This is a genomic window from Pelomonas candidula (genome assembly GCF_043555985.1).
In the GTDB taxonomy this organism is placed as follows: domain Bacteria; phylum Pseudomonadota; class Gammaproteobacteria; order Burkholderiales; family Burkholderiaceae_C; genus Pelomonas; species Pelomonas candidula.
Genome location: NZ_JBIGIC010000012.1, coordinates 157,225 through 177,671, shown reverse-complemented (window position 1 = coordinate 177,671; position 20,447 = coordinate 157,225). Strand labels below are relative to the sequence as shown.

Annotated in this window: 19 protein-coding genes; 8 read left to right on the top strand and 11 right to left on the bottom strand. The window is 69.8% G+C overall.

Annotated elements, in window-relative coordinates; all coding sequences use genetic code 11:
- Nucleotides 1-11 precede the first annotated feature (11 nt).
- Genes thrC through speD form a run of 4 tightly spaced genes read left to right on the top strand, consistent with a single transcriptional unit; the run spans nt 12 to nt 3,250 of the window.
- A complete protein-coding gene (gene thrC, locus ACG04R_RS21885; protein WP_394415747.1) occupies nt 12-1,403 on the top strand; it encodes a threonine synthase in 1,392 nt (463 codons plus the stop codon).
- Nucleotides 1,396-2,604: a molybdopterin molybdotransferase MoeA gene (locus ACG04R_RS21880; RefSeq protein ID WP_394415746.1), complete on the top strand. Its 1,209-nt coding sequence runs from the start codon at nt 1,396-1,398 to the stop codon at nt 2,602-2,604. Before thrC ends, ACG04R_RS21880 begins: the two co-directional genes overlap by 8 nt.
- Complete coding sequence (locus tag ACG04R_RS21875; protein WP_394415745.1) at nt 2,601-2,858, top strand: MoaD/ThiS family protein; 258 nt, start codon at nt 2,601-2,603, stop codon at nt 2,856-2,858. The genes ACG04R_RS21880 and ACG04R_RS21875 overlap by 4 nt, the downstream gene beginning before the upstream one ends.
- Nucleotides 2,859-2,863: 5 nt before the next feature.
- On the top strand, nt 2,864-3,250 hold the full coding sequence (gene speD / locus ACG04R_RS21870) for an adenosylmethionine decarboxylase (protein ID WP_394415744.1): 387 nt from the start codon (nt 2,864-2,866) through the stop codon (nt 3,248-3,250).
- Here speD and ACG04R_RS21865 read toward each other — a convergent pair.
- From ACG04R_RS21865 to ACG04R_RS21835, 7 genes are read right to left on the bottom strand one after another with little or no spacing between them, the layout of a single operon-like run.
- Nucleotides 3,208-4,758: a flavin monoamine oxidase family protein gene (locus ACG04R_RS21865; RefSeq protein WP_394415743.1), complete on the bottom strand. Its 1,551-nt coding sequence runs from the start codon at nt 4,756-4,758 to the stop codon at nt 3,208-3,210. The two genes, speD and ACG04R_RS21865, sit on opposite strands and share 43 nt — an antisense overlap.
- Entirely contained in the window at nt 4,755-6,320 is a 1,566-nt protein-coding gene (locus tag ACG04R_RS21860) for a polyamine aminopropyltransferase (protein WP_394415742.1), read from the bottom strand. The genes ACG04R_RS21865 and ACG04R_RS21860 overlap by 4 nt, the downstream gene beginning before the upstream one ends.
- 1 nt (nt 6,321) lies before the next feature.
- Entirely contained in the window at nt 6,322-6,663 is a 342-nt protein-coding gene (locus ACG04R_RS21855; protein WP_394415741.1) for a YciI family protein, read from the bottom strand.
- Nucleotides 6,664-6,670: 7 nt separating this feature from the next.
- Nucleotides 6,671-7,351, bottom strand: coding sequence for a hypothetical protein (locus ACG04R_RS21850; protein ID WP_394415740.1), 681 nt, complete (start codon nt 7,349-7,351; stop codon nt 6,671-6,673).
- Nucleotides 7,344-7,565 (bottom strand): DUF350 domain-containing protein, encoded by a 222-nt coding sequence (locus ACG04R_RS21845; RefSeq protein WP_394415739.1) that lies wholly within the window; start codon nt 7,563-7,565, stop codon nt 7,344-7,346. The genes ACG04R_RS21850 and ACG04R_RS21845 overlap by 8 nt, the downstream gene beginning before the upstream one ends.
- A gap of 12 nt (nt 7,566-7,577) precedes the next feature.
- Nucleotides 7,578-9,173: a DUF4178 domain-containing protein gene (locus ACG04R_RS21840; RefSeq protein WP_394415738.1), complete on the bottom strand. Its 1,596-nt coding sequence runs from the start codon at nt 9,171-9,173 to the stop codon at nt 7,578-7,580.
- Nucleotides 9,166-10,194, bottom strand: coding sequence for an SPFH domain-containing protein (locus ACG04R_RS21835; RefSeq protein ID WP_394415737.1), 1,029 nt, complete (start codon nt 10,192-10,194; stop codon nt 9,166-9,168). Before ACG04R_RS21835 ends, ACG04R_RS21840 begins: the two co-directional genes overlap by 8 nt.
- Before the next feature lie 113 nt (nt 10,195-10,307).
- Between ACG04R_RS21835 and ACG04R_RS21830 the strand changes: the two genes are divergently transcribed.
- From ACG04R_RS21830 to clpB, 3 genes are read left to right on the top strand one after another with little or no spacing between them, the layout of a single operon-like run.
- Entirely contained in the window at nt 10,308-10,781 is a 474-nt protein-coding gene (locus ACG04R_RS21830; protein WP_394415736.1) for a molybdenum cofactor biosynthesis protein MoaE, read from the top strand.
- Nucleotides 10,778-11,143, top strand: coding sequence for a fluoride efflux transporter CrcB (crcB, locus tag ACG04R_RS21825; protein WP_394415735.1), 366 nt, complete (start codon nt 10,778-10,780; stop codon nt 11,141-11,143). The genes ACG04R_RS21830 and crcB overlap by 4 nt, the downstream gene beginning before the upstream one ends.
- 59 nt (nt 11,144-11,202) lie before the next feature.
- Nucleotides 11,203-13,794 (top strand): ATP-dependent chaperone ClpB, encoded by a 2,592-nt coding sequence (clpB, locus tag ACG04R_RS21820; RefSeq protein WP_394415734.1) that lies wholly within the window; start codon nt 11,203-11,205, stop codon nt 13,792-13,794.
- Between the two features lie 88 nt (nt 13,795-13,882).
- Here the strand turns inward: clpB and ACG04R_RS21815 are convergent, their stop codons facing one another.
- The 3 genes from ACG04R_RS21815 to ACG04R_RS21805 all read right to left on the bottom strand — a co-directional run bounded on the left by ACG04R_RS21815 (nt 13,883) and on the right by ACG04R_RS21805 (nt 17,262).
- Nucleotides 13,883-15,208 carry a GGDEF domain-containing protein gene (locus ACG04R_RS21815; RefSeq protein WP_394415733.1) on the bottom strand — a complete coding sequence of 442 codons (1,326 nt, stop codon included), beginning with the start codon at nt 15,206-15,208 and terminating at the stop codon, nt 13,883-13,885.
- An 87-nt stretch (nt 15,209-15,295) separates the two neighbouring features.
- On the bottom strand, nt 15,296-16,279 hold the full coding sequence (locus tag ACG04R_RS21810) for a DUF2804 domain-containing protein (RefSeq protein WP_394415732.1): 984 nt from the start codon (nt 16,277-16,279) through the stop codon (nt 15,296-15,298).
- A complete protein-coding gene (locus ACG04R_RS21805) occupies nt 16,279-17,262 on the bottom strand; it encodes an AraC family transcriptional regulator (RefSeq protein ID WP_394415731.1) in 984 nt (327 codons plus the stop codon). Before ACG04R_RS21805 ends, ACG04R_RS21810 begins: the two co-directional genes overlap by 1 nt.
- A 126-nt stretch (nt 17,263-17,388) precedes the next feature.
- Between ACG04R_RS21805 and ACG04R_RS21800 the strand changes: the two genes are divergently transcribed.
- Nucleotides 17,389-18,264 (top strand): sterol desaturase family protein, encoded by an 876-nt coding sequence (locus ACG04R_RS21800; protein WP_394415730.1) that lies wholly within the window; start codon nt 17,389-17,391, stop codon nt 18,262-18,264.
- Between the two features lie 13 nt (nt 18,265-18,277).
- On the opposite strand, the gene ACG04R_RS21795 is transcribed toward ACG04R_RS21800, so the two are convergent.
- Complete coding sequence (locus ACG04R_RS21795; protein ID WP_394415729.1) at nt 18,278-20,338, bottom strand: S46 family peptidase; 2,061 nt, start codon at nt 20,336-20,338, stop codon at nt 18,278-18,280.
- Between the last annotated feature and the right edge of the window lie 109 nt (nt 20,339-20,447).

Sequence of the window (20,447 nt, the reverse complement as noted above, 5' to 3'; positions counted from 1 at the left end):
ATCGGACTGCCATGAAATACATCAGCACCCGAGGCGACCAGACCGAGCGCGGCTTCTCCGACATCCTGCTCGAAGGCCTGGCGCCCGATGGCGGCCTTTACCTGCCCAAGGCCTATCCCAAGATCGACGCCGCCACGCTGACCCGCTGGCGCGGCCTGGCCTACGCCGACCTCGCGTTCGAGATCCTGTCGCTCTACATCGACGACATCCCCGCCGACGACCTGCGCGCCATCACGCGCCGCGTCTACACGGCCGAGGTGTTTGGCACCGAGCAGATCACGCCGCTGACCTGGCTGGGCGAGGGCATCGCGCTGGAAGGCCTGTCCAACGGCCCGACGCTGGCCTTCAAGGACATGGCGATGCAGTTGCTCGGCGCACTGTTCGAGTACGAACTGGGCCGTCGCGGCGAGACGTTGAACATCCTGGGCGCCACGTCCGGCGATACCGGCAGCGCCGCCGAGTACGCGATGCGCGGCAAGAAGGGCGTGCGCGTCTTCATGCTCAGCCCCGAAGGCCGCATGAGCCCGTTCCAGCAGGCGCAGATGTTCAGCCTGCAGGACGCCAACATCCACAACATCGCCGTGCAAGGCGTGTTCGACGACGCGCAGGACATCGTCAAGGCCGTGTCCAACGACCTGGCCTTCAAGCGTGAGCACCGCATCGGCACGGTGAACAGCATCAACTGGGCGAGGCTGTTGGCGCAGGTCGTCTACTACTTCGCCGGCTACTTCCAGGCGACGAAGACGAATGACCAGAAGGTCAGCTTCACGGTGCCATCGGGCAATTTCGGCAACGTCTGCGCCGGCCACGTCGCACGCCAGATGGGGCTGCCCATCGCCAGGCTTGTCGTCGCGACCAACGAGAACGACGTGCTGGACGAGTTCTTCCGCACCGGCAACTACCGCCCGCGCGGCACGGCCGATACGCACGAGACGTCCAGCCCGTCGATGGACATCTCCAAGGCCAGCAACTTCGAGCGCTTCGTGTTCGACCTGCTGGGCCGCGACGGCGCGCGCGTGAAGCAGCTGTTCACGGCGCCGAACTTCGAGCTGAGTGCTGGCGAGCATGGATCAATAGCGGGCTTCGGCTTCAGCTCCGGCCGCAGTACGCACGCCGACCGCATCGCGACCATTCGCCGCTGCCACGCCGAGCACGGCATCGTCATCGACCCGCACACGGCCGACGGCCTCAAGGTGGCGCTGGAGAAGCACGAGCCGGGCACGACCATGCTGGTGCTGGAGACGGCGTTGCCGGCCAAGTTCGCCGCCACCATCCACGAGGCGCTGGGCATCGAGCCGCCGCGGCCCGCCGGGCTGGAAGGCATCGAGGACCTGCCCAAGCGCGTCAAGGTCATGCCGGCCGACGTCGCCCAGGTGAAGGCCTACATCCACGCCCATGTCTGACGCGCCGCGCAAGCCTTTGCTGCCGCTGGACGATGCGCTGGCGGCGCTGCTTGCGCAGATCGCGCCGCTGACCGGCACCGAGACGGTCGCGACCGCCGACGCGCGCGGCCGTGTGCTGGCCGCGGACCTCGTGTCGCCGGTGGACGTGCCGCCCGAGGACAACTCGGCGATGGACGGCTACGCGCTGCGCTTTGCCGATGCGCAGTCGTCGTTGCCGGTCACGCAGCGCATCCCCGCCGGCAGCGTGCCGGCGCCGCTGCCTGCGGGCGAGGCCGCGCGCATCTTCACCGGCGCCCAGGTGCCGCCAGGCGCAGATACGGTCGTCATGCAGGAGTTCACCGAGCTGGTCGACGGCCGGCTGCGTGTGACCGAAGCCATCAAGGCGGGCCAGCATGTCCGCCGCCGTGGTGAGGACGTGCGCACCGGCTCGGTCGTGCTGCCGGCCGGCACGCGGCTGGATGCCGTGTCGCTGGGCCTCGCGGCCACGGCCGGCGCCGCACGGCTCACCGTCACGCGCCGCCCGCGCGTCGCGCTGTTCTCGACGGGCGACGAGCTCGTCATGCCCGGCGAGCCGCTGCCGCCCGGCGCCATCTACAACTCCAACCGCTTCACGCTGCGCGCGCTGCTCGAAGGCCTGGGGTGCGAGGTCATTGACCTCGGCATCGTGCCGGACAAGCTCGATGCGACCCGCGCCGCGCTGCGCGAAGCGGCGTCCAAGGCCGACGTCATCCTGACCTCCGGCGGTGTGTCCGTCGGTGAGGAAGACCACCTGCGCCCGGCCGTGCAGGCCGAGGGCCGGCTCGACCTGTGGGCCATTGCGATCAAGCCCGGCAAGCCGTTCGCGTACGGCAAGGTGGGCGACGCCCACTTCATTGGCCTGCCCGGCAACCCGGTGTCCAGCCTCGTGACCTTCCTGATGCTCGTGCGCCCGGCGCTGCTGAAGCTGCAGGGTGCCACGCGCCTGGCGCCGCGCGGCTACCGCATCCCGGCCGGCTTCGACTGGCCCAAGCCCGACAAGCGCCGCGAGTTCCTGCGCGTGCGGCTGGACGAGGACAGCGGGCTTGCGCTGTTCGGCAACCAGAGCAGCGGCGTGCTGACCTCGGCCTTCTGGGCCGACGGCCTGCTGGACAACCCGGCCGGCCAGGCGTTCGCCAAGGGCGACGCGGTGCGCTTCATCCCGTTCGTGGAGCTGCTGGCATGACGGTCACCGTGCGATTGAAGTTCTTTGCGTCGCTGCGAGAGAAGCTGGGCGAGGGCGATACGCTGGCCCTGCCTGACGGCAGCACCGTCGCTGCTGCCCGCGAGGCGCTGCGCTCGCGCGGCGGTGTCCATGCCGAAGCGCTGGCGCCCGGCCGCGCCGTTCGTTCGGCGTTGAACCAGAAGATGTGCGCGGAGACCGCGGCGCTGGCGGATGGCGATGAACTGGCGTTCTTCCCACCCGTGACGGGCGGCTAGACGCGTTGGACGGCCTGCACCTGACGGCAGACCTGCGCGGTGTCGACCCCGCGCTGGCGCCGATGCGAGACCCCGACGCGCTCGCCGCGCTGTGCCGCAGCGCCGTCAAGGCCTCGGGCCTCACGGGCGTTGCGGAGCTATTCCATCGCTTCTCGCCCGATGACGAGCAGAGCGGCATCACCGGCGTCGTGCTGCTGGCGGAATCCCACCTGGCCATCCACACCTGGCCCGAACTGGGCGGCGTGACGCTGGATGTCTACGTCTGCAACTACGGGGCGGACAACAGCGCCAAGGCCGAGACGTTGATGGCGGCGTTGATCGCGGCGTTCGCGCCGACGGTGGTCAGCCGTCAGAGCCTCAACCGTGCCGCCGCCTCCACGCCCGCCGTGTAGGCCTCCTCGAACACCGAGTAGCTGCCCAGGTCGGCGTGCGCGAAGACGACGCGGCCCCGGGCCTCGTTCAGCGCAGCCAGCGCCGCCGAGCCGCGCAAGCCGGGCACCGGGATGCTCATCGCGTGGCCGAAGCGGCAGAGGTCGGCGCGTTCGACCTTGCCCGGCAGGTCCGGGTGCGTCTGCGCCAGTTCGTCGGTGACGACCTGGGCCCAGTGCTGCCAGGGTTGCTTCAACAACTCGCTCCGCTGCGAGGTGGGCAGCGCGAGGTAGGCCGTCAGCAGCGGCGGGCGCGGTGTCGGGTCCAGCGACTGGTGGCGCGCGTCCACGTAGCCAAGCGCCGTGGTGCCGTAGCGCACGTTGTCCCAGGCCAGGGGCGCGCCGGGGCGCACCAGCAGCGGCTCGCGCAGCGCGAGGTTGGCCGTCAGCCACGGCGCGTAGCTGAATCGGGCTGCGGCCTGGCGCAGCGCGTCGGGCGGCGTGGCCAGCAGCCGTGAGGCGATGAACAGCGGCGTGGCCATGACGACGGCGCGGGCCTGCCAGCGTTCGGGCGCGCCGGTCGCTTCGTTCCAGGCCAGCAGTTCGATGCCGTGCTTCTGCTCCGTCACGCGCAGCACGACGCGCCCGAGATGCACGCGGTCGCGCAGCGGCGTGGCGAGGCGGGCCGAGAGCCAGCCGTTGCCATCGGGCCAAGTGAGCACCGGCTCGCGCTCGCCGGCTTCGTCGCCCGGCGCGTGGAAGCCGTGGCGGCTGGCGAAGTAGTGCAGGCCGGCCCAGGCGGACACGGTGGCCGCGCCAGCGCCGAAGTCGTCGCGGCAGCAGTAGTCGAGGTACCAGCGCAGCCGGGTGTCGGTCAGCGCGTTGGCGTCCAGCCACCGGGCAAACGTCTGCGCGTCCAGCGCCGCGTGGCCTGGCTTCCAGCGCGCGCGACGCGTGGGCATCGCGAAGCCGAGGTCGCGCTGGGCCTGCGAGACGAGGGCCGAGAAGCGCTGGTACTGCTCTCGCGCAGCCGGTGACTCGGGCATCGGCAGCAGGCCTTCGCGCCATTCGCCGTCGATGAAGAGGCGCTCCTGCGGGCTGTGGCACAGGTGGCGCTCGTCCCACTCGGTGCGGCCCAGCACCTGGCGCGACAGGCCCAGCTCGGCCAGCAACTGTGAGACCTCGCGCGCGTCCGGGCCGGGCAGCGGCAGGTAGTGGGCACCCAGCGGGCAGGGCGCGCCGGCCACGACATGGCCGCGGCTGTTGCCGCCCGCCTGGTCTTCGAGGTCCAGCAGCGCGATGTCGGTCACGCCGCGCTGGCTCAGGGCCCGCGCGCAGGCCAGGCCGGCGATGCCCGCGCCGACGATGACGACATCGGCCTGGCGCAGCGGCCCGTCGGCGCGGGGCAACTCGCCGCGCAACCGGTGGCCGCGTTCCGGGTGCGTGCCGACCCAGCCGCCTTGCAGTGCGGGGGTGTCGGGCGTGCAGCCGGCGGCGGCCAGGCCAGCGAGCAGGACACTGCGGCGCTTCAATGCACCTTGCCCCACTCGGCCTCGAACTCCTGCACCAGCACCTGGTTGGACAGGCGGTTCACCTCGGTGGGCACGCGGGCCATGTCGGGCGGGAAGTCCAGCAGCGCCGGCAGGCTTTGCGGGCTGACGAAGCGCAGGCCCGGCGGAAACTGTGTCGGCAGCCGGAAGGGCCGGTGCGACGCCAGCACGAAACCCCATTCGCCGAAGCTCGGCACATGGGCGTGGTAGGGCGTCGTCGTCAGCCCGGTGGCCTCGATGGTCGTGACGACCGTCCAGAAGCTGCGTCGCGCGATCAGCGGCGATGTGGTCTGCACGACGGCGTAGCCGCCCGCGCTCAGATGCTGGTCCACCAGTTCGTAGAAGCTGGCCGTGTAGAGCTTGCCGAGCGCGAAGTTGGACGGGTCGGGAAAGTCGACGACGATGACGTCGAAGCTGTCCTGCTGCTGCTCCAGCCAGCCGAAGGCATCGGCGTTGACGATGGTCAGCTTCGGACTCGACAGCGAGTGGCCGTTCAGCGCGGCCAGCTTGGGCGTGTCGCGGAACAGCGTGGTCATGTGGGGGTCGAGCTCGACGAGGGTGACATGCTCGACGCTGGCGTACTTCAGGATCTCCCGCACCGCCATGCCGTCGCCGCCGCCCAGCACCAGCACGCGCTTCGGGGCCCCGTGCGCGGCCATCGCCGGCTGCACGAGCGCCTCGTGGTACCGGTATTCGTCCTTGGAATGGAACTGCAGGTTGCCGTTCAGGAACAGCCGCGTGCCGGCACGGCCGTCGGTGACGACGATGCGCTGGTAGGCGCTGCTCTCCTTGAAGATGATGTGCTCGCCGTAGAAGCGGTCCTCGGCCCAGGTCGTCAGCTGCTCGGCGCCCAGCAGTGCGGCGAACAGCAGCAGGGCCGACAGCGCGCAGGCTGCCGTCAGCGAAGCGCGGGCGCGCAGCTCGGCGCGGAACAGCCACAGTGCCCAAACGGCCACGCCCACGTTCAGCAACCCGAAGGCGATGCCCGTGCGCACCAGGCCCAGCTGCGGCACCAGCAGCAGCGGAAAGGCCAGCGCCACGAGCAGCGCGCCGAGGTAGTCGAAGGTCAGCACCTGCGAGACCAGGTCCTTCAGCCCGTAGCGCGCGCTGAAGTGGCGCTTGAGGATGCGCATGACCAGCGGGATCTCCAGCCCCACCAGCGTGCCGACCAGCATCACGAGGGCGTACAGCAGCACGCGGAACGGCGCGGCCTCACCTGGCGGCAGCAGGCTGTGCACGGCGAACAGCGCCGCCGGCATCAGCCCGCCGATGACGCCCACCAGCAGCTCCACCTGCAGGAACACGCCGACGAGCTGACGGTCGACGAAGCGCGACAGCCAGGAGCCCAGCCCCATCGCGAACAGGTAGACGCCGATGACGGTGGAGAACTGCAGCACCGAGTCGCCCAGCAGGTAGCTGGCGAGCGCACCGGCCGCCAGCTCGTAGACCAGGCCGCAGGCGGCGATGACGAAGACGCTGGCGAGCAGCAGCAGCTCGGCCAGGTTGGGGCCGTGCTTGGTGTTCGAGGTGTCGGCGGTGGTCACGCTAGAAGGAGACGGGCTGGGGCAGGGCTTTGCTCCAGTAGAAGATGTCCCAGCCGGCGCGCAGGCCGCCGGTGGTGAAGGGGTCGGTGGCGATCAGGGCCTCAACGGCGGCCTTGTCCGGCGCGCGCATCACCCACAGCGCACCCACGGGCGTGGCGTCGGGCGACTCTCGCAGCGAGCCGGCGACTCGCACCACGTCCTGGTGCGCCGCCACCCATTCGAGATGGGCCTGCAGCAGCTGGCGGCGCAGCTCGCTGGCGCCGGGCTTGTCGTGGAAGCGGACGGCGAACAGCGTCCAGTCTTCGTGGGCGTTGGCGGTCAGGGCGGCGAAGTCATGGCTCATGGCGTGGTCATTCGCAGCGGACGTCGCGGGCGCTGGCCGGCTCGCTCAGTGTCCAGCCGCGACGGTCATGCATCAGGCGGACGGTGGCTGTCGTGCCGGTGGCGCCCGGGCAGAAGTTCAGGAAGGAGTGGCTGTACAGCGCGAGTTCGGCCGTGTCCTTGCCCGTCCATCGCTTGAAGGTGAACAGGCCGTAGTCTGCGTGCCTGAGGCGCGCGCGTTGGACGAGCTGGTCACCGGCAATTTCCCAGATGAACACGCCCTCGGGGCCGAATGCCTCGCGGGCGAGGGCCGTTACCGCGTAGCGCCCGTCGGGCGAGACCGCCGGCTCGGCATGGACCTCCGTCTTCGCGCCGGTCGCGCGCGACACCCAGTAGGTGGTCTCGGTTTCATAGAAGAGGCCGTACACGGTGAAGAACTTCCCGTCCGGCGTCACGCCGGTGAGGCGGTAGTCCTCGACCTGCGCTTCGTGGTTGGCGTCCGGGTGGTTGCTGTCGAACGTGACGACCTGGCCGTTCGCGGCCCGCAGCTGCAGCCGCGGCCCCTGGCGTGTGGCCGAGCCACCGAGCGACGCGAGCAGCCGGGCTTCTGCTGCCGCCCCGTCCCCATCCGGTGGGGCCGCGCGGCTGCCCCCGGCCAGCGAGGCAAGGCAAAGCACGGCGACGGCACACAGCCGCCCGTGCTCAGCCATGGATCGCCGCGGCGACGATGTTGCCGATGGAGATGCACATCGCGCCAACGACGATGGCCAGCGCGACGTTCTTGTGCTCGACGAGTTCTTCCCACAGCTTGTAGGGCGTGATCTTGTCGACGATGACGAAAGAGACCCAGAAGACGACGACGCCGATGATGGCGTAGAGGATCGAGCCGAAGACGATGTCGGGTTTGAGCCAATCGAGGGTCATGGTCAGTGCTCCTTATTTGTGGCCGCCGCCACCGCTGCTGTAGCCGCCGTAGCTGCCGCCGGAATTGCCGCTGCCGTAGTAGCCGCCGCTTCGTGCGCTGGCGCGGCATTGCTGGTACTCGGTGCTGTTTTCGCCAAAGCTGTCCTTGTACCGCTGGCAGTCGTCGCTGGAGCAGGCACGCAGCAGCGCGAACAGCAGCACGACGAGGAAGATGCCGATGATGATGTTGCGCAGCAACGTGCCGCCACTGCTCTTGAAGGCGGAGGCGTCGCGCGCGAACTGCGCCGCCGGCGCGGACAGGCCGAAGGCCTTCTGCACCGCGGTGGCGGGCAGCGTCTGGCCGGCGCTCCAGGTGACCTCGGGCCCCTGCTGCTCGCGGCTCAGCAGGTACTGGCCGTCGGGGCTGGCGAAGTCGGTGACCTGGACGCGGTCCTCCAGCCGCACGGGCCAGTAGAACTCGCCGAGCACATGGGTCGTCTTGGCGCCGTAGACCCAGCGCTGCGCGTAGTTGCGGCCCTGCCAGCTGACGCCGCCGCGGCCTTGTCCGGGAGCGCCGGTCAGCGTGCGCACGAGACTCCAGCCCTCGCGCGTGTCGACGAGGAAGGCGAAGCCGGCCAGCCGGTTGTAGAGCAGGTACTCGCGCCAGAAGCTCTGTTCGTCCTCGGCGTCCTCCGGAATGTCGCAGCGCTCCTGGTAGCCGACGACGGTCCAGCTCTCGGGCTTGCCACCGGCCAGGGCCAGCGTGCCGGTGCGGCCCAGCGGGATCAGTGGCGGCAGGCCTTGCGGCTGTGGCGTGAAGCCCAGCGCCTTGGCATCGCCGGAGGGCAGGTCGACGACGGCCTGGCACTGCGCGCAGACCATGCTCCTGCTCTGCGACAGCTTGGGTTCCAGCGGTGCGCCGCAGCTGGGGCAGGCGATGCTGCGGCCGACGAACTTCGCCTCGGCGATGGACTCGCCCTCGGCCGTCGTGCGCAGGCCTTGCAGCGCCAGGTCGGCCAGCTGCACGCCGCGGCCGACGGACCAGACCGGTGGCCCGTCCTCGCGGAACTCCAGCGAGCCGACCTCGTCCTGCGGGTTGCGCAGCTCGACGACGCGGCCGGTGCGTGGCACGCGCGGCAGCTCGCCTTCGGCGGCACGCACGGCGGCGTCGACGACGGCGGCGACCTGCCAGCGCTGGCCGGCCAGCGTGAGCGGCAGGCCCGGCTGCAGGTTCAGCGGCGGCGCTTCGGCGAGCGGGGCTTCCAGGCTGAGGACGAACTGGCCGTTGTCTTCGCTGAGCCAGGCGACCCGAGGCTTGTCGCCGGCGTCGAACAGCAGATGCCACTCATTCCAGTTGCCCAGCTCCGAGCCGCGCTGTACGCGGCCGACGACGGCGAAGCCGCTGCCCATCCAGCGGCCGGTCGAACCGAGCTGCAGCGGCGAGTAGTCCTCGAAGATCTCGGCGCTCTGGCCGATGCGCTCCAGCGTGTCGCCATCGCGCAAGAGGGTGCTGCGGCAGAAGCCGCAGACGGCGCTGGCCGACGCGGCGCTGGCGAACTCGACCGGGGCGCCGCAGTTGGGGCAGGCGGCGCGCCAGCGGCGCTGCGCGCCTGAGGCCTGATCAGCCAAGTTTCTTGAGGAGATCGGCCTTCTTCGCGGCGAATTCCTCGTCGGTCAGGATGCCCTTGGCCTTGAGGTCGCCGAGCTTTTCCAGCAGCGCGACGATGTCGTCGGGCTTGCTGGCGGCCGGCGCGGGGGCGGCGGCGCCGACGCCGGCCAGCCCCTGGCCCAGCGTCTGCGCGAGTGTCTGGCCCAGCGCCACGCCAGCGCCCAGGCCCACGGCCTCGCCGGCGATGCCGCTGCCGGAGCCAGCGCCCTTGGCGAGCTCGGGGATGGCCTGCGCCGTCTGGTACTGCATGAACTGGCCCATGTTCTGGCCGATGATGCCCATGCCGATGCGCTGGTCGAGGATCTTCTGCAGTTCCTCGGGCAGCGAGACGTTCTGCATGGTCACTGACAGCAGCTCCAGCCCCAGCGCCGCGAAGGCGGGCGAGGTGGCATTCTTCAGCGCGTTGGCGAACTCGATCTGGTTGGCGGCCAGGTCCAGGAACGGCGTGCCGCTGCCGGCGACGGCGTCGCTGATGTGTTGCAGCATCAGGCCGCGCAGTTGGCCTTCGAGGTCGGCGACCGTGTAGCGCTCGCGCGTGCCGGAGATTTGCGTGTGGAAGGCCTTGGCGTCCTGGATGCGGTAGGCGTAGTTGCCGAAGGCGCGCAGCCGCACGGCGCCGAAGTCCTTGTCGCGGATGGAGATGGGCTGGCTGGTGCCCCAGCGCTGGTCGATCTGCTGGCGGGTGCTGAAGAAGTAGACGTCGCTCTTGAAGGGCGACTCGAACAGCTTGTCCCAGTTCTTCAGGTAGGTCAGGATGGGGAGCGTCTGCGTCGTCAGGCGGTGCGTGCCCGGGGCGAAGACGTCGGCGATCTGGCCTTCGTTGACGAAGACGGCGACCTGCGATTCACGCACGACGAGCTGGCCGCCGTTCTGGATTTCCATGTCGCGCATCGGGAAGCGCCAGGCTAGCGTGCCGTCGCCATCCTCCGTCCACTGGATGATGTCGATGAACTGTTTCTTGATGAAATCCATCAGGGCCATGTCGTTTCCCGAATGCGGTGAAGAGAACGTTGTAAGGAGTATCGGCCTGCGGCTGGAGGCGGCCTGTGTCAAACAGGTGAATCTCACCGGACGGCCCGGCGAGAATCTGTGCCATGCCACGAGTTTGCATCCAGGCCGAGGATTTCGATGTCGGCCATGAGACCCATGCCCTGCGAAGTGAGGATGGCGGCGTCGGCGCCGTCGTCGCCTTCGTCGGCACCGTGCGCGAGCACAGCAGCGGCCAGGCCGTCAGCGGGATGGAGCTGGAGCATTACCCGGGCATGACCGAGGCGGCCATCGAGGCGATGGTGGACGCGGCGTTCGCCCGCTTCGACATCCGCGCCGCCAAGGTCATCCACCGCGTCGGCCAGTTGCAGGCCCGCGACCAGATCGTTCTCGTGCTGGTCACCAGCGCTCACCGTGGACAGGCCTTCCAGGCCTGCGAATTCCTGATGGACTACTTGAAGACCCAGGCACCGTTCTGGAAGAAGGAACACACGCCGGACGGCGCCCACTGGGTGGACGCCCGCGTGGCGGACGACGAGGCGCTGGCGCGCTGGGGCATCGCCGGGGGAAATGCCTCGTGAACGCCGTTGCCGTTTCGATCGGTGCCGCGCTGGGCGCCTTGACGCGCTGGCAGGCCGGCCTGATGTTCAACACGCGCTGGGCAGGTTTCCCGCTGGGGACACTGCTGGTCAACCTCGTCGGCGGCTTCCTGATCGGCGTCGCGCTGGAGTGGTTCGGCCGGCAGCCGAACGAGGTGCTGAAGCTGCTGCTGGTGACTGGCTTCCTGGGCGGCCTGACGACGTTCTCGGCCTTCTCCGGCGAGTCGCTGGCGCTGCTGAAGACCGGCCAGCTGGGCATGGCGCTGGCCCACACGCTGGCGCATGTGGCCGGATCGCTTTTCGCCGCCTGGGCGGGCATGCGACTCGTGCAGGCCTTGATTTGAGTCAACTTGAAAAGCGCTGAAGGGCGCCCACTTGGCTTCGCAACTGGAGGATTCATCCCATGCGTGCCGACAAGTTCACCACCCGTTTTCAAGAAGCCCTGAGCGACGCCCAGAGCCTGGCGCTGGGCCGCGACAACCCCTACATCGAGCCCGTCCATGTCCTCTCAGCGATGCTGGCGCAGGACGAAGGTCCGCGTGCGCTGCTGGAGCGCGCCGGCGTAAAGGCGCCCGCGCTGAAGGCCGCGCTGGACAGCCTGATGGCCGGCTTGCCGCAGGTCAGCGGCGCCGGACAGACCGTGCAGGCGGGCCGCGACCTCGTCGCGCTGCTGCAGGCGGCGGAAAAGGAGGCCACCAAGCGTGGCGACCAGTTCATCGCCAGCGAGATGTTCCTGCTCTCGCTGGCCGACGCCAAGACAGACCTGGCTGGCGTCGTGCGCGGCCATGGCCTCACGCGCAAGGCGCTGGAAGCCGCCATCGAGGCGGTGCGTGGTGGCCAGAACGTCGATTCGGCCGAGGCCGAAGGCCAGCGCGAGGCGCTGAAGAAGTACACGCTGGACCTGACCGAGCGCGCCCGGCTGGGCAAGCTGGACCCGGTCATCGGCCGTGACGAAGAGATCCGTCGTGCCATCCAGGTGCTGCAGCGCCGCAGCAAGAACAACCCGGTGCTGATCGGCGAGCCGGGCGTCGGCAAGACGGCCATCGTCGAAGGCCTGGCGCAGCGCATCGTCAACGGCGAGGTGCCGGACAGCCTGCGCAACAAGCGCGTGCTGGTGCTGGACATGGCCTTGCTGCTGGCCGGCGCCAAGTACCGCGGCGACTTCGAGGAGCGGCTCAAGGGCGTGCTGAAGGAGGTCGCTCAGGACGAGGGCCAGACCATCCTGTTCATCGACGAGATCCACACCATGGTGGGCGCCGGCAAGGCCGAAGGCGCCATCGACGCCGGCAACATGCTCAAGCCGGCGCTCGCGCGCGGTGAACTGCACTGCATCGGCGCGACGACGCTGGACGAATACCGCAAGTACGTCGAGAAGGACGCTGCGCTGGAGCGTCGCTTCCAGAAGGTGCTGGTCGACGAGCCGAGCGTGGAGGCCACCATCGCCATCCTGCGCGGCCTGCAGGAGAAGTACGAGGTGCACCACGGCGTGGAGATCACCGACCCGGCCATCGTCGCCGCGGCCGAGCTGAGCCACCGCTACATCACCGACCGCTTCCTGCCCGACAAGGCCATCGACCTCATCGACGAAGCTGCCGCCAAGATCAAGATCGAGATCGACTCCAAGCCCGAGGCGATGGACCGGCTCGACCGCCGCATGATCCAGCTCAAGATCGAGCGCGAGGCCGTGCGCAAGGAGAAGGACGAGGGTTCGCTGAAGCGCTTCGCCCTCATCGAGGACGAACTGCAGAAGCTGCAGCGCGAGTACGAGGACCTGGAAGAGATCTGGACCGCCGAGAAGGCGCAGGCCCAGGGCTCGGCGCAGGTGAAGGAGCAGATCGACCGCATCCGCCAGCAGATCGAGGAACTCAAGCGCAAGGGTGACTTCAACAAGGTCGCCGAACTTCAGTACGGCCAGTTGCCGGAGCTGGAGAAGCAGCTCAAGGCCGCGCAGGACAAGGAGGCCGGTGCCAAGGGCTCGGACAAGCCGCGCCTGCTGCGCACGCTGGTCGGCGCCGAGGAGATCGCCGAGGTCGTTGCGCGCGCCACGGGCATCCCCGTGTCCAAGCTGATGCAGGGCGAACGCGAGAAGCTGCTGCAGATGGAAGCCAAGCTGCACGACCGTGTCGTGGGCCAGGACGAGGCCATCCAGGCCGTGTCCGACGCCATCCGCCGGTCGCGCGCCGGCCTGTCTGACCCGAACCGGCCGCTCGGCTCCTTCCTGTTCCTCGGCCCCACGGGCGTCGGCAAGACCGAGCTGTGCAAGGCGCTGGCGGGCTTCCTGTTCGACAGCGAAGACCACATGGTGCGCATCGACATGAGCGAGTTCATGGAGAAGCACTCGGTGAGCCGCCTCATCGGCGCGCCTCCGGGCTACGTCGGCTACGAGGAAGGCGGCACGCTGACCGAAGCCGTGCGGCGCAAGCCCTACTCGGTGCTGCTGCTCGACGAGGTTGAAAAGGCGCACCCGGACGTGTTCAACGTGCTGCTGCAGGTGCTGGACGATGGCCGCCTGACCGACGGCCAGGGCCGCACCGTGGACTTCAAGAACACCGTCATCGTCATGACGTCCAACCTCGGCTCGCAGCACATCATGGCGCTGTCGGGCGAGAAGGACGAGGTCATCCGCGAGGCGGTGTGGGGCGAGGTCAAGAGCCACTTCCGGCCCGAGTTCCTGAACCGCATCGACGAGACCGTCATCTTCCACGCGCTGGGTGCCGAGCACATCAAGTCCATCGCCAAGATCCAGTTGCGCCAGCTCGAGGCGCGGCTGGACAAGCTGGAGATGAAGCTGGACGTGTCCGATGCTGCGCTGGACGAGATCGCCAAGGTCGGCTTCGACCCGGTGTTCGGCGCGCGTCCGCTGAAGCGGGCCATCCAGCAGCGTGTGGAGAACCCGTTGTCCAAGCTCATCCTGGAGGGCAAGTTCGGCCCGAAGGACGTGATCCCGGTGGACGTGGACGGCGGCTACTTCTCGTTCGGGCGGGTCGTGCACTGATTGCTGCGTTCCGGGCCGCGGCGCCGGCCGGCCTGGCGATGTTCGCGGCTCAATGCCGTGAGCATCGCCATCCCCTCGGGCGAGGGGCTCAAACAGTCGTTGGCGAGTCGCTGACCAGCGACTTGTCCGTCTCCACGCGGTTGCGGCCGGCTTCCTTGGCGCGGTAGAGCGCCTCGTCGGCGCGCTTGAGCGCCCCGGCGGCCGGCGCGCCGGGCGGTGCCAGCGCGACCCCGAAGCTGGCCGTCACGGTGATGCGGCCGGCCGAGCTGTTGATCTCGCTCTGCTGCACGCGCTCGCGCAGCTTTTCGGCCAACCGTGCAGCGTCGCGCACGCGGGTGCCCTGGCAGGCGATGAGGAACTCTTCGCCGCCCAGGCGGCCGAACACGTCGCTGGCGCGCAGGTTGGCCGCAACGACGGCGGTGACACGCTTGAGCACCTCGTCGCCGCAGTCGTGGCCGTGGCGGTCGTTGACGTGCTTGAAGTGGTCGATGTCCAGCATCACCAGCGTCATGCCCTGGGCGGCTTCCTCGAAGTCGTCCAGCGCCTGCTCCAGGCCGCGGCGGTTGAGCACGCCGGTCAGCTCGTCGATGGTGGCCAGGCGGCGCAACTTGTCCTGCTCGACGCGCAGCTGGCGGGTGCGGGCCGTCAGCGCGTCGATCTCGCGCTGCTGGCGGGTGTTGCTCTGGCTCAGCTGCTTCCAGCCGCGCAGCACCATCAGGCTCGCGCCCAGCAGCCAGGCGCACAGGATGGCCAGGTAGACGCGGTCACGGCTGACCCACTCGCCCTTGAGCACGAGGCGGCGCAGCTGCAGTTCGTGCTCCTGGCCCGTCAGGTCGGAGGGCAGGTCGATGGACAGCGCCGTGGCGTTCTCCAGGCTGGGGCGGTTGTACTCGCGGGGCAGGTCGAACTGCTGTATCCACCACTCGGGCACCGTCAGCTCGCTGAGGTCCAGCGTCACGGGCCGGGCGATGTCGCGAGGCCGCAGGTTGACAGAGTGGATGCGCGAGCTGTTGCCGTCGTCCAGCCTCGAGAAGCGTGGGTCGAAGTTGCGCACGGCCACACGCACGAAGTGCGCCGGCCCCTTGTAGGCCAGGTCCATCTCCAGCGTGTCGAAGCGGCTGAGGTCCATGCCGTGCGCGGGGTCGTCGCCGGTCAGCGAGAAGGTCAGGCCGCAGGGCTGGTAGTTCGCAGCGGCGGTGTAATGGCAGCGCCAGCGCAGGTGCTCGGCATCCACCCACTGCACGGGCGCCTGGCCGGGCGTCTCGCCGGGCGTCGACAGGTAGAGGTTGCCGACGGCACCGGGCGCCGTCAGCTCCAGCGTGCGCTGCGGCGCCAGCTCGAGTCCGGCCAGGGCGGCCAGCGTCAGCACGATGCCGCCCATCAGCAGATTGGGTTTACTCAGGTCGAAGTGCACGCAGAGGTATCGGCAGCTGCAGTCATGGGCACTTTAGGGCCTGCAGGGCTCGCCGGCTGCTGTAACTGCGACGGCCTGTGGCATAGGTCACCATCGGGAGCGATGGTCCTCGGTCACGCCGGAAAGACCCGCGACGGCGCGGGGCGGGGCCCCGGGCCCGGCCCGGACGGTGCCGGCGAAGTTGCCCACCGGCTGGATGTAACGGCTGGCGGCGAAGCCGAGGTTCTTGTCGGCCGCCCGTGCGCCTTCGGGCGTGAAGACGAGGTCCAGCAGGCCGTCGTCGGTGTGTACGCGCCAGGGCGCGAGCGGCCGGGCGGCGTCGAAGTCGAAGCGCGCGGCGCCCAGCGCGATGGGCCGGCCGTCCAGCCACAGCAGGTTCTCCTGATCGCCGAAGTAGCCCTGCTGCAGGTTGAAGCCGACGTCCGGCCGGTGGGCGCTGGCCCAGCGCCAGGCGGTGTCGCGGGCCAGCAGGCCGTTGGACGCGTCGACAGCGGCCCAGGCGGCGTCCAGCGTGAAGCGCCGGCCGCCCGCTTCGGCCCAGCCGCGGACGGGCAGGGCGGTGGTCTTCTGCGTCGCGTGGGCCAGGCCGCCGTCGACGGGGCCGATGGCCAGCAGCGGCGGCGCCATGCCGGCCAGCGCCAGTTCGGCCTCGACGCGCAAGGCCCGCGTGGCGACGCTCAGCCGCAGCCGGTCGTCGGCTTCGTGGCGCAGCGACAGCCCCGCGCCAGGGCCGCGGAACCAGGCATGCGCGCCGGCCAGCGGCGCGTCGCCCACGCGGGCCTGCAGGCCGGGCAGGCCGTCCTGGCTCCAGTCCGCCAGCAGCGCTCGGCGGCGGCGGTCGAACAGGTAGGCGAAGGCGCTGGCGGCCCAGCCGACGTCGACGATGGCCACGCCGATGAAGACCGTGTCGTCCCCCAGACCCACGTAGTGCCAGCGCTTGTGGTGCAGCCGCCGCCACAGCCAACCCGGGCGGGGGCGCAGCGGTGACCAGTCGAAGCGATCGAGGCGGCCGCTGTAGCGGCCATGGTTCGGGGCGCCGTCGAGGACGACGCTGGCGGGCGCCGGCTTCATCAGCCATGCTCCCGGCGCCATTGCAGCGGCGCCTGCCCGGTCCATTGCCGGAAGGCGCGCGTGAAGGCGCTCTGTTCGGAGTAGCCGAGCAGCAGGGCCACCTCGGCCAGCTCGACGCTGGCGTCGCGCAGCCAGGCCTCGGCCAGCTGTTGGCGCGTCTGGCCCAGCAGCGTCTGGAAGCTGTGACCTTGCTGGGCCAGGCGGCGCTGCAGGCTACGCGGGCTCATCTGCAGGGCCTGGGCCAGGTCGGCGAGTTGCGTGCGGCCGCTGCGGATCAGGCCCACCAGCGCCTGGCGCCACACGCCCACGGGCTCGCTTACGGCCGCCACCTCGCGCAGCAGCCGTTCGGCCTGGTCGTCCAGCAGCGCGAGCAGGGCCGCGTCCGCGCCGCGCAACGGCAGTTCCAGGTCGCGGGCGGCGAGCACGACGCGCGTGCACGGCCGGCCGAAGCGCACCGTGCCGCCGAAGAAGTCCTCGTAGGGCCGAACGTCGGCCGGGCGTGGGTTGACGAAATCAACGGCCAGCGCACGCACTGGCCGGCCCGTGAACTCACGCGTCAGCTGCAGCAGCGCGGCGATGGCAGTTTCGTCCACCAGCGCGCCGGGCCGGCCACGCTCCACGCCCCACTCGATGCACAGACCCTCGGCGCATGGGCGCACCTGGGCAAGGTTGACGTCGTAGACCGCGCGGTGGTGGCGTTCCAGTCGTTGCAGCGCCTCGGCCAGCGTGCCGCAGGCCAGCGCCGCGAAACCGACGATGCCGAAATGCCGTGGCGCGATGCCGCGCGCCAGCCGCAGCGCAAAGGTCGCCCGGGGGCCGGGGTCCAGTTCGCGAGCCCGCTCCAGCAGCGACTGCCAGCGGCGCAGCGCGACGAAGGGCTCGGTCGGCGCCGGCGGCGTGCCCAGCGCGTCGGCGCGACCCAGCGCGGCCATGTGCTCGAAGAGCAGGCGCACGTAGCTGGCGGCAACGCGGGTGTCATCCATCGCCGGGGATCATCCCGCAGCGTTTTCGCGCTGGCCGTGAGGAATCTCCCCAGCCGTGGCGCGATCCGTCAAAAACCCGGGGTTTGCCGTCAAGAAGCCCGGCGCGTTTGGCGCCAATATCGCGGCATGGACTGGCTGCTCGACCTTTACCAACGCCATTTCGACTGGCGCGACCTGACGCTGGTCGTGCTGTCGCCCGTGTTCGGCGTCTTCATCGCGATGGAGGCCTGGCGGTTCCGGCGCACCGGCGTGTTCGACTTCCGCGACACGCTCGACAGCATGAACAGCGGCGGCAGCTACCTCGTGGCCGACCTGTTCCTGCTGACGGTGCTGGTGCTGCCGGCGATGGGCTGGGTCCACGACCATCGCCTCTTCAGCATCGCCGTCACGCCGCTGCGCTTCGTGGGCTTGTTCCTGCTGGTGGAATTTCTGTATTACTGGTTCCACCGTGGCAGCCATCGCATCCGCTGGTTCTGGTGCGCCCACGTCGTGCACCACGGCTCCGAGAAGATGAACTTCGGCACGGCGCTGCGGCAGAGCTGGTTCTACCCCGTCGCCGGCAATTGGCTGTTCTACCTGCCGGCCGTGTGGCTGGGCTTCGAGCCGCGCTGGGTGCTGTTCGCGCTGTCGCTGAACCTGGGCTACCAGTTCTTTGTCCACACCACCTGGGTCGACCGCATGCCGGCGTGGTTCGAGCTCGTCTTCAACACGCCGTCGCACCACCGCGCCCACCACGGCCGTAACCCGCAGTACATCGACAAAAACTTCGGCGGCACGCTGATCGTGTTCGACCGCCTGTTCGGCACGTTCGAGCCGGAGCGCGAGCCGGTGGACTACGGGCTGGAGCACCCGTTCCCGACGCACAACCTGTTCTGGCTGAACGCCCACGAGTGGCGGGCCATGTTCCGCGACATGGCGCACGAGAAGACCTGGGGCCTGCGCTTGGCCCATCTCTGGAAGCCGCCGGCATGGCGGCGCCATTCCAACGGCTTCCGGGAGTGACAGCGCGGCGCCGTCAGCGCTTGCCGGTCAGTTCCTTCAGCAGCGCCTGCGCGTCGTAGACCTTGTCCAGCGCCTCCACGATGATGGCCGTGTCCACCGCCACGGCGCGGTTGTTGCGCGGGTCGTAGCCGAAGGCGCCGCCCAGCGAGTGGATGTTGCCGTCGAAGACCAGCCCCACCACTTCGCCCTTGGCGTTCAGCATCGGGCTGCCGGAGTTGCCGCCGATGATGTCGTTGGTGGTCACGAAGTTGAACGGGCGGTTCGGGTCCAGCCTGGCCTTGGCGGCCAGCCAGCTCGGCGGCAGCGCGTAGGGTTCGGCGCCGGTGGCGCGGGCGAACAGGCCGGCGGTGCGGGTGAAGGGCGGGACGTCGTTGTCACCCTCCTTCCAGCCCTGCACGCGGCCGTAGCTCAGGCGCAGCGTGAACGTGGCATCGGGATAGATACCGGTGCCGCTCTGCGCGAAACGGGCCGCCGCGATCAGCTCGGTGTTCTTCTGGACGACGGCCTCCACCTCGCGCTCGTAGCGCTTGCGCAGGTCGCGCGCGGCGTCGTCGATGGCCAGTGCCAGCTTGACCATCGGGTCGTCGCTGGCGCGCACGGCCGCGGCGCCGCCGTCCCACAGCTGGCGGCGCACGGCCAGGTCGGCCAGCTTGCTGCCGTCCACCAGCCGGGCGGCCACCTGCTCGGGGCTGTCGCCGCCCAGCACCTGCTTGACCAGCGGGTGGTCGGTGCCCAGGTACTCGCGCATCTTGGTGAGCGTGAAGCCGAGCTTGTTTTTCTCGAAGTCCGGGTAGACAGGCGCCTTGGAGAAGAGCAGGGCCTGCATCTGCGGCATCGCCGCTTCGGCGTACTCGGGCAGGCGCTTCTCGTTGGGCAGCTCGCGCTCGACGGTGCCGCGCACCAGGCGCCGCGCCTGGCGGAACAGCGCGCTGTCGAACGCCGCGCCGTTGGCGATCATCAGGTTCGCGTTGCGGAAGGCGTCGTAGCTCGTCAGCGCGCCGGCGATGGCGTCCCAGGCCTTGGCCGTCTCGGGTGGCAGGTCCTTGCGACCGGCGACGAACCGGCGCAGCGCCGCCTCGTCCCTGGCCTTGGTGGCCATCAGCGTCTCGTCGTTCAGCGCGGCCAACTCGCCGTTCAGCGCCTTGAAGCCGTTCTCCACGCCGAACAGCGTGGCGTTGGCCTGGCGGGCGGCCTCGGGGCTGCGCTCGCTGTAGCCGATGAGCCGGCCGCGGAACTCGGACAGCCTCAGCAGCCAGCCCAGCAGGTCATGCGCGCGCAGCTCCTGCAGCTGGGCCATCGTGTAGCCGCGCTGCGTGCTGCCGGGGTGGCCGGTCACGAAGACGGCTTCGCCGGCCTGCGGGCCGTTGGGGTTGATGGGCAGCCAGTCCTTCACGGCGGCGGGCTTGCCGTCCTCGTAGACGCGTACGACCGACATGTCGAAGTCGTAGCGCGGGAAGTTGAAGTTGTCCGGGTCGCCGCCGAAGAAGGCCACCGGCTGCTCGGGCGCGAACACCAGTCGCACGTCCTGGAAGCGGTGGTAGCGGTAGAGCTTGTACTGGCCGCCGTGGTACAGGTCCACCACGTCGCAGCGGCGCGTGGCACCGGCGTCGCCGGTGCAGGCTTGCGTGATCTTGGCGGTGGCGGCGTTGTAGGCGTCCTTGAAGGCCTGGCCCTGCAGCCCTTTGGTGGCGGCCTTCACGTCCTTGGTCACGTCGGAGATGGCCTCCAGCCGGTTCACCTCCATCGCCGGGCAGGCCACCTCCTGGCTGCGCTCCCGGGCCAGGAAGCCCTGCTTCACGCGGTCCTGCTCGGGCGTGGACAGCTGCTCCACACAGTTGACGGCGCAGTGGTGGTTGGTCAGCACCAGGCCTTCGGGCGACACGAACGACGCCGAGCAGCCGCCGGCAATGCGGGCCGAGCCGCGCATCACGTGCTCGAACCAGGCCGCGTCCGGCGCGGCGCCCAGCTCGGCCTTCATCCTGGCCAGCGGCGGGTTGTCCAGCGTCCACATCCCTTCGGCGGACCAGGCCAGCGGCGTGCTGGCGAGCAGCACGGTCAACATCGTCTTGCGCATGGGGCGCACTCCTGAGGTTGGGAAAGCGCCGACTTTCCCACCGCGCCTCGGTGGCGGGCCGCCGGGCTAACCCCAGGCCGAGGCTGCTCATCCACAGGATGAAGCAGGC

Bases quoted from the DNA above. Each gene is read 5' to 3' on its own strand.
- thrC (WP_394415747.1), top strand. From the start codon at position 12: ATGAAATACATCAGCACCCGAGGCGACCAGACCGAGCGCGGCTTCTCC.
- ACG04R_RS21880 (WP_394415746.1), top strand. From the start codon at position 1,396: ATGTCTGACGCGCCGCGCAAGCCTTTGCTGCCGCTGGACGATGCGCTG.
- ACG04R_RS21875 (WP_394415745.1), top strand. From the start codon at position 2,601: ATGACGGTCACCGTGCGATTGAAGTTCTTTGCGTCGCTGCGAGAGAAG.
- ACG04R_RS21855 (WP_394415741.1), bottom strand. From the start codon at position 6,663: ATGAGCCATGACTTCGCCGCCCTGACCGCCAACGCCCACGAAGACTGG.
- ACG04R_RS21850 (WP_394415740.1), bottom strand. From the start codon at position 7,351: ATGGCTGAGCACGGGCGGCTGTGTGCCGTCGCCGTGCTTTGCCTTGCC.
- ACG04R_RS21845 (WP_394415739.1), bottom strand. From the start codon at position 7,565: ATGACCCTCGATTGGCTCAAACCCGACATCGTCTTCGGCTCGATCCTC.
- ACG04R_RS21835 (WP_394415737.1), bottom strand. From the start codon at position 10,194: ATGGCCCTGATGGATTTCATCAAGAAACAGTTCATCGACATCATCCAG.
- ACG04R_RS21830 (WP_394415736.1), top strand. From the start codon at position 10,308: ATGCCACGAGTTTGCATCCAGGCCGAGGATTTCGATGTCGGCCATGAG.
- clpB (WP_394415734.1), top strand. From the start codon at position 11,203: ATGCGTGCCGACAAGTTCACCACCCGTTTTCAAGAAGCCCTGAGCGAC.
- ACG04R_RS21810 (WP_394415732.1), bottom strand. From the start codon at position 16,279: ATGAAGCCGGCGCCCGCCAGCGTCGTCCTCGACGGCGCCCCGAACCAT.
- ACG04R_RS21805 (WP_394415731.1), bottom strand. From the start codon at position 17,262: ATGGATGACACCCGCGTTGCCGCCAGCTACGTGCGCCTGCTCTTCGAG.
- ACG04R_RS21800 (WP_394415730.1), top strand. From the start codon at position 17,389: ATGGACTGGCTGCTCGACCTTTACCAACGCCATTTCGACTGGCGCGAC.
- ACG04R_RS21795 (WP_394415729.1), bottom strand. From the start codon at position 20,338: ATGCGCAAGACGATGTTGACCGTGCTGCTCGCCAGCACGCCGCTGGCC.